General features: G+C 41.6%; 5 protein-coding genes. 3 read left to right on the top strand and 2 right to left on the bottom strand.

The genetic code is table 11. From position 1 onward, the window contains the following. The first annotated feature begins 644 nt into the window (after positions 1-644). The 3 genes from BLP58_RS11175 to metF all read left to right on the top strand — a co-directional run bounded on the left by BLP58_RS11175 (position 645) and on the right by metF (position 4,431). Positions 645-1,118, top strand: coding sequence for an S-ribosylhomocysteine lyase (locus tag BLP58_RS11175; RefSeq protein ID WP_003618609.1), 474 nt, complete (start codon positions 645-647; stop codon positions 1,116-1,118). Positions 1,119-1,271: 153 nt separating this feature from the next. Continuing rightward, the gene (gene metE, locus BLP58_RS11170) at positions 1,272-3,557 is read left to right on the top strand and encodes a 5-methyltetrahydropteroyltriglutamate--homocysteine S-methyltransferase (protein WP_013855222.1); all 2,286 of its coding nucleotides are present in this window, start codon (positions 1,272-1,274) and stop codon (positions 3,555-3,557) included. Then, positions 3,535-4,431, top strand: a complete 897-nt coding sequence (gene metF / locus BLP58_RS11165) for a methylenetetrahydrofolate reductase [NAD(P)H] (RefSeq protein ID WP_013855221.1) — start codon at positions 3,535-3,537, stop codon at positions 4,429-4,431. Before metE ends, metF begins: the two co-directional genes overlap by 23 nt. Here metF and BLP58_RS11160 read toward each other — a convergent pair. Continuing rightward, positions 4,384-5,415, bottom strand: a complete 1,032-nt coding sequence (locus BLP58_RS11160; RefSeq protein WP_013855220.1) for an IS30 family transposase — start codon at positions 5,413-5,415, stop codon at positions 4,384-4,386. The genes metF and BLP58_RS11160 overlap by 48 nt on opposite strands. A gap of 339 nt (positions 5,416-5,754) precedes the next feature. Continuing rightward, a partial coding sequence (locus BLP58_RS11155; protein ID WP_083330762.1) for an IS30 family transposase occupies positions 5,755-6,472 on the bottom strand: 718 nt, incomplete at its 5' end.

The raw sequence follows: 6,472 nt of genomic DNA, 5'->3' as shown, positions 1-6,472 counted from the left end.
GTTCGTGCCAGCCTAAGAAAGACGCATGAAGCTCATCTGGGCATTCATCACGGCGCCATTGAAAGCTTAACAGCAGGACATAGCTATTTAAACGATTTTAGCAGAAAAATAAATCAAATAAATATTTAAGAAATTAAGGTCAGACTAATGGTTAATAGCCTACCGCAAAAATATTGACACTTACGGTTTCAACATAACAGTTGACAAATATTAAAAAGTCGACTACTATTATCATTAGATTTTAATGCTAATCCGATTAGGGAAAAGCTCTGAAGAGAAGAGTAACTGATTTAACAAGATTCAAAGAGAATCCGGTTGGTGAAAAAGGATATCTTAACAATCAGCGAATATGAACTCTGAATAGTGCAATTAAGTTAACGCTTGGTTGTCGGCTGTGACCGTTAACTCACAGGGTATCAATTATGAGAATTTGGAATAATTGGCACTTTCAGAGGTATTGCTTGCGAGAGTAATACGAATTCAGGGTGGTACAGCGAAGCATTCGCCCCTCCGTCAGATTATTTCTGATATGTGGGGACGAATGCTTTTTTATTTGCTGAACCGCTCTAAGGGATTTTATTATTCAGCAGTGACTGTTAAGATAGTAACTGTAATTAATAAATTTTAAGGAGATATGATATCTTATGGCAAAAGTTGAAAGTTTTACATTAGATCACACAAAGGTAAAGGCACCTTACGTTCGTCTCATCACTGAAGAAACTGGAAAAAAGGGCGACGTCATTTCTAATTACGACTTACGACTTGTTCAACCAAACACCAATGCCATTCCTACTGCAGGGTTGCATACGATTGAACATCTCTTAGCCGGATTACTTAGAGATCGCCTTGACGGGGTTATCGATTGCTCACCATTTGGCTGCCGAACCGGTTTTCATTTAATTACTTGGGGTGAACACAGCACCACTGAAGTCGCAAAGGCTTTGAAGGGGTCACTCGACGCAATTGCCAACGACATCGAATGGAAAGACGTTCAAGGGACTGACAAGTATAGTTGCGGTAATTACCGTGATCATTCATTGTTCTCTGCTAAAGAGTGGAGTAAAGAAATCTTGTCACAAGGGATCTCTGATCAACCTTTCGAACGCCACGTTATCTAGTTTCTGAAATGATCCATTAATACTGCTTTTTATAGACGCTACAATCTGACAAAGATTGCAGCGTCTTTTTCTTTAACCTTTCCCAAATGATTAGCGAAAATCAGACACTCTCATTAACAATTGCGTACTTAAATCAAGGAGGATTTAACAACTATGACAACAACAATTATTGGGTTCCCACGCATTGGCCATCACCGTGAATTAAAATTTGCCACTGAACATTATTGGAAAAATAAAATTAACCAGGAAGAATTACAACAAACAGCTTACGAAATCAGAAAAAATAACTGGCAGGCTCAAAAAGATGCCGGCATTGATCTAATTCCAGTAGGTGATTTTTCATTCTTTGATGGTGTTTTGGACACTGCCAACATATTAAACATTATCCCTTCCCGTTATAAAGATCTTCACTTATCCGAATTGGACGAATACTTTGCTCAAGCCCGGGGCTATCAAAATGGTTCTGAAACCGTGAAGGCTCTCCCAATGAAAAAGTGGTTTAACACCAACTATCACTACATTGTTCCTGAATTTTCAAAAGAAACTAACGTTAAATTAGTTGGCAATAAATTGTTTAATGAAATTAACGAAGCCCTTGAACAAGGGATCAATGCCAAGGCTGTTGTTATCGGTCCTTACACCCTTTTGAAGCTAAGTCGGTTTATTGAAGACACCAAGCCCCGAGATTATGTTGAGGCGTTGGTTGAAGCTTACAAACAAATTATTGACCGCTTGAGTCAAAAGGGCGTTAAGTGGCTTCAAATCGATGAACCCGCTTTAAGTTTCGACGTTGACTCTGTTGAAAAACAACTCTTTGACGACTTATATGACGGCATTCTTGCCGAGAAACGATCAACGAAGATTCTTTTGCAAAACTATTTTGGCGATATTCGTGATATTTATAATGATGTCACTTCAAAGAACTTTGATGGAATCGGTTTGGATTTCGTTGAAGGCAAGTACAACAATGAGCTGTTAAAACAAAATGGGTTCCCAGATGATAAAATCCTATTCGCCGGAGTTGTAAACGGCAAAAATATTTGGCGTAATCATTATGAAAATACCATTAACTTTTTAAACCAGCTCAACACCAAAACCCCGGTTGTATTAAATAGTTCCACATCCCTTCTGCATGTCCCATACACTGCAGAAGACGAGACAAAGCTGCCTGGCGATGTGAAACAGTATCTTGCTTTTGCCTTACAAAAACTGGATGAGATTAAAGAACTCGATAATATTTATCATGATGAAGCGGATGGTAAAATTGCTTTAACGAAAAACGACAACCTGTTTCAAAGCGTTAAACATCCAGTCAACCCAGTTGTTCATCACCGAATTGCCAGTTTAAGTCAGGCTGATTATACCCGTTTGCCAGAACGCAGTGAACGTGAAAAAATTCAGAAAAAAGAATTCAATTTACCAGTTTTACCAACAACAACAATTGGCTCATTCCCACAAACTAAAGATGTTCGTCAAAATCGTTCAAAACTTCGCAAGGGTGAAATTACCCGTGAACAGTACGACAAATTTAACGAAGATAAGATTGTTCGTATCCTCAGAAAGCAAGAGGAAATCGGTTTGGATGTCCTTGTTCACGGTGAATATGAACGAAACGACATGGTTGAATACTTTGGTGAAAAGCTTGACGGTTTCGTCTTTACGCAAAACGGTTGGGTTCAATCATACGGTACCCGAGGGGTTAAACCACCAATCATCTGGGGCGATATCTCACGAACCGCACCAATCACCGTAAAAGCTTCTGTCTTTGCGAAAAACCACACTGATAAATTAATCAAAGGCATGCTGACCGGTCCGGTTACGATTTTTAACTGGTCATTCCCACGTGAGGATGTTTCACCTAAAGAATCAGTCACCCAGATTGCTTTAGCCCTTCAAGATGAAGTCCTGGATCTTGAAAAACACGACATCAAAATTATCCAAATCGATGAACCGGCTTTGCGAGAAAACTTACCGTTGCGTAAATCCAACTGGTATTCTGAATACCTCGACTGGGCAGTTCCAGCCTTCCGGTTAGTCCACAGTAAGGTTCAAGCAAGCACCCAGATTCATACTCATATGTGCTACAGTGAATTTGGCGATATCATCAAGGCGATTGATGCACTGGATGCTGACGTCATTTCATTTGAAGCTTCCCGTGCCGACTTTACCTTAATTGATCAACTTGTTGCTGCAAACTTCCAGACTGAAGTTGGACCCGGTGTTTACGATATTCACTCACCACGAATTCCATCTGAAAAAGAAGTCGAGGACTTGATTAAACAACTCGTTCATAAACTACCAATTGACAAGATTTGGATTAATCCGGATTGTGGCTTAAAGACGCGAACTGAAGAAGAATCCTTTAAGAGTCTACAAAATATTGTTGATGCAACGAAGAAAGTTAGAAGTGAGATAAATGAGCCTAACAGCGTTATTTAAAAATAAAACTGTCTTTTCCCTGGAAGTCGTCCCGCCTAAGAAAGACTCGCCCAAAGAAGCAATTTTACCAACCCTTCAACAGCTCCAATCAATTAATCCGGATTTTATCTCGGTTACATTAGGGGCTGGTGGATCTGACCACTATACCGGTACCGTTCAGATTGCTGATTTAATTCAAAACCAGCTGAACATCCCGGCAGTCGCCCACGTCCCCGGATTGTACCAAACCCGCGAACAGGTTTTAAACCTACTGGATAATCTCTCAGAATTTAATGTTAAAAACATTTTAGGCCTTCGCGGTGATAAAATTCCCGGAAAACAACCAGTTGGTGACTTTAATCACGCCAATGATCTGGTAGCCTTTGTTCATCAAAATCGACCAGACTTTAGCATTGCCAGTGCTTGTTACCCAAATTGTCACCCTGAGGCCACTGGGTTTGTTGATGATATTGCCCATTTAAGAACCAAAGTCGATGCTGGCGCCGATCACCTGATCAGTCAACTATTTTTCGATAATCAAGCTTTTTATGATTTCCAGGAAAAGGCTGAAATTGCCGGGATTCACGTCCCAATCGAAGCCGGCATCATGCCTTGTACCAACAAGAAACAAATTGAACGAATTACTCAAATTACAGGGGTTCCACTACCTAAAAAGTTCAGTGCTATTTTAGATCGTTATCAAAACAGTAAGGAAGCAATGCGGGATGCCGGAATTGCGTTCGCTGTTGATCAAATTATCGATCTTGTTTCTGAAGGCGTTGACGGAATTCACCTTTATACCATGAATCATGCCGACATTGCCGAACGAATCTGGAATGCGACTAAATCAGTATTTGATGCTGCTAATGCAAGAACCTGGACAACTATAGCTTAAACAGCGGCGGGGACGGTGATTCAGCGTGTCTTGAACCAACTGCAGATCCACTAATGAGAGGTTTTTAAAGGAATGCCCCTTTGGGAAGAACTCTCTTAATTGACCATTCACATTCTCATTAGTGCCCCGTTCCCAGGGAGAATATGGATGGGCAAAGTAGATTTCCGTTCCTTGAACCTGATTTAAACTAGCGAATTCCGAGCCGTTGTCAAACGTGATCGTCCGAAAGTTTTCTGCACCGTAATCATCAATCGTATCTTGGAGGGCTTGCCGGCAAGTCTCTGCCCGGTAATCAGGCAATTTAACGATAAATTCCATCCGGCTAACTCGCTCGGTTAACGTCATTAAAGCTGGTTCGGACTCAACCCGTTTGGCTTTCACTAAGTCGCCTTCCCAATGGCCCAACTCCTGACGTTTCCGAACCACTGCGGGCCGGTCTTCAATGGACTGTCCAAGCCGTTTTTTATTCAGGCGGGCATGTCGGTGATTCGGGCGTTTAACGCGGCGACGTAGCTTCATGGGTAAATCATAGTTGTGAAGCTCCGGGAGCTTGCCAGCCTCGATATACCGATAGACCGTAGCCGTTGATGGGCAGGGAAAGCCCGGGTAATGAGCTTTGAAATAGTGGACATACGTATCGACACTGAAAACTCGTGGCTTAGCTTTTAAAGCTTTCGGCAGGGACTTGAAGAACACGGCAGCCCGCTGCAGTAAACCTTTGGAGTGACACTTGGCCCGCTGTTCTCGATAGTAAGCCGCCCCGCGCTCGGCAAAGTAGCCCTGATATGACCGATGTTTCTGGGAATCAATCTGGGTGGTTAACCCGCGTTTTAATTCGCGAGAAATGGTGCTGGGACTCCGGTGAAGCCGGCTGGCGATCTGACGAACGCCAAATCCTAATCGAGTCAGGGACTCAATTTGACCGCGTTCAAAAGATTGGAGTTGTTGGTAATGCTTAGGCATGATATTCTTAGTTTGGGTCATGAAGACACCTATCCTTATCTGTTGATTTTGTCGTTAATAATAAGAATAGGCCTTCATGGCCTTTTAAGCTAGTCTAATTGGTCTAGTTATCAAGTGTTGCACTTCAATTTTAAATCGGGGCAACATTAATTGTAAAGCGTCCGCAACGGACACTTGGGCTACTCCTTTCGTTAGGATTTATGGGATTTAAAGGTTTAACACCATAAGCACCACCTCCGATTGGAAATAGCCACCGCCTTAACTTCTCTACTGGATCTATTATACAGGCAGCCTAGCTCTTTAACCAAATATAAAATTAAAGAATCAGTAAGAATACTATATTTATGGTAGATTGCAAATTTAATCCGAATTTTTGGACAAATTTGTCAGCATAGCCTGATACGGTATTTGCCAGTCGAGTATTTTAAGCGGTCGCTGGTTAATTTGGAGTAACGTCGTCGTTAAATCTTGAGCACTAATGTGCTCAAAACGAGTCCCTTTAGGATAAAAATAACGTAAATTCCGATTAAAGCGTTCATTACTACCACGTTCAGCTGGAGTATAAGCATGGCAGTAATAGGTCTTAATACCATATTGTGATTCAAGTGATACTAGCCCACTAAACTCAGTGCCACGGTCCACAGTAAAGCCGTGCACCGGACCATTAAAAGTGGTTAGGAACTTAGTTAGTGCTTCATTAACAGTCGCTGTCGTCCGATCTTTTAACCGGTATGCCCAAAGGAACCGTGATTTGCGATCGATTAAAGTTAATAAAACTGCCTTACTATGCCCACGAGGACCAACGACTGTATCTAGTTCAAAATCGCCGATGCGCTTACGTTGATTAATCATCATGGGACGCTGTTCAATTGATCGCCCCAAAGATTGATTATATTTGGATCGTTGGTCAACGTTACGCCGTTGGCGTACGCCATGTTCAGGTAGATCATTCAAGGAGAAACCAATTCTCCCCTGATTTAGCCAATTATAAATAGATTTAGTAGCTAGTTTAAATTCGTGAGCAATCATTCCTGGTGACCAGCTTAGACATAAATGGTTGAGAATTTTTTGCTTTAAC

It is taken from the genome of Lactobacillus kefiranofaciens (genome assembly GCF_900103655.1).
Lineage (GTDB): Bacteria > Bacillota > Bacilli > Lactobacillales > Lactobacillaceae > Lactobacillus > Lactobacillus kefiranofaciens.
Note: the sequence above shows the minus strand (reverse complement) of the source record. Positions and strands in the feature narration are given on the sequence as shown.

Bases quoted from the DNA above. Each gene is read 5' to 3' on its own strand.
- BLP58_RS11175 (WP_003618609.1), top strand. From the start codon at position 645: ATGGCAAAAGTTGAAAGTTTTACATTAGATCACACAAAGGTAAAGGCA.
- metE (WP_013855222.1), top strand. From the start codon at position 1,272: ATGACAACAACAATTATTGGGTTCCCACGCATTGGCCATCACCGTGAA.
- BLP58_RS11160 (WP_013855220.1), bottom strand. From the start codon at position 5,415: ATGACCCAAACTAAGAATATCATGCCTAAGCATTACCAACAACTCCAA.
- metF (WP_013855221.1), top strand. From the start codon at position 3,535: ATGAGCCTAACAGCGTTATTTAAAAATAAAACTGTCTTTTCCCTGGAA.